Consider the following 1,148-nt stretch of genomic DNA (forward strand, 5'->3'; position numbering starts at 1 on the left):
CTAGTGTCCTGAGTCCTTGATCCGTCGTTAGTCAGTGCATGGGACGTCCTGGGCCGAGGCTGGCCGAGCTGGTGTTGTCGGATCACGAGCGGCAGGTGCTCGGCGCGTGGGTGCGGGGCCAGTCCACCCCGCAGGCCCTGGCGTTGAGAGCCCGGATCGTCCTTGCGTGTGCCGAGGTCGAGCCTGACGGGTTGCCCCGTTCGGCCAGTTCGGTGGCTGCCTCAACCGGGGTGACCACGGAGACGGTCTCCAAGTGGCGGAGCCGCTTCCTCAAGGACCGTCTGGACGGCCTCGGCGACGCACCCCGCCCGGGCCGGGTCCGGACGGTCACCGACGAGCAGGTCGCCGAACTGGTCCGCGCGACACTGGAGACGAAACCGAAGAACGCCACGCACTGGTCGACCCGCTCGATGGCCGAGCGGGTCGGCCTGTCGCAGTCCACGGTCTCGCGGGTCTGGCGGGCGTTCGGCCTTCAGCCCCACCGGGCCGAGTCGTTCAAGCTGTCCACCGACCCGTTCTTCGTCGACAAGGTCCACGACGTCGTCGGGCTCTACCTCGACCCGCCCGAGCGGGCGTTGGTGCTCTGCGTCGACGAGAAGTCCCAGATCCAGGCCCTGGACCGCTCGCAGCCGGTGCTGCCGATGATGCCCGGCGTCCCGGAACGGGCCAGCCACGACTACCTGCGCGCGGGCACCACGACACTGTTCGCTGCCCTGGACACGGCCACGGGCAAGGTGATCGGCTCCCTTCATCGGCGTCACCGCGCCGCCGAGTTCAGGAAGTTCCTCGCCAAGCTGGACCGGGAGGTCCCGGCCGGCCTGGAGGTGCACCTGATCTGCGACAACTACGCGACCCACAAGACCGAGACGGTCAAGAAGTGGCTGCTGGCACACCCACGCTTCCACCTGCACTTCACGCCGACCGGCTCGTCCTGGCTGAACCTGGTCGAGCGGTGGTTCGCCGAGCTCACAAACAAGAAGCTCCGCCGCGGCGTCCACCGCTCCGTCCAGGCCCTCGAACGCGACATCCGCGCCTGGGTCGCCGACTGGAACACCGACCCCCGGCCCTACGTCTGGACCAAACCCGCTGACCAGATCCTCGAATCCCTCGCCGGATACATTCGACGGATCAAGGACTCAGGACACTAG

The 1,148-nt window shown here is 68.2% G+C and carries 1 protein-coding gene; it reads left to right on the forward strand.

The annotated features are described in order from the left end of the window. Positions 1-38 precede the first annotated feature (38 nt). Complete coding sequence (locus tag ACFV8H_RS41475) at positions 39-1,148, forward strand: IS630 family transposase (RefSeq protein WP_380409968.1); 1,110 nt, start codon at positions 39-41, stop codon at positions 1,146-1,148.

The sequence above is a fragment of the Kitasatospora sp. NPDC059827 genome, from assembly GCF_042731675.1.
In the GTDB taxonomy this organism is placed as follows: domain Bacteria; phylum Actinomycetota; class Actinomycetes; order Streptomycetales; family Streptomycetaceae; genus Kitasatospora.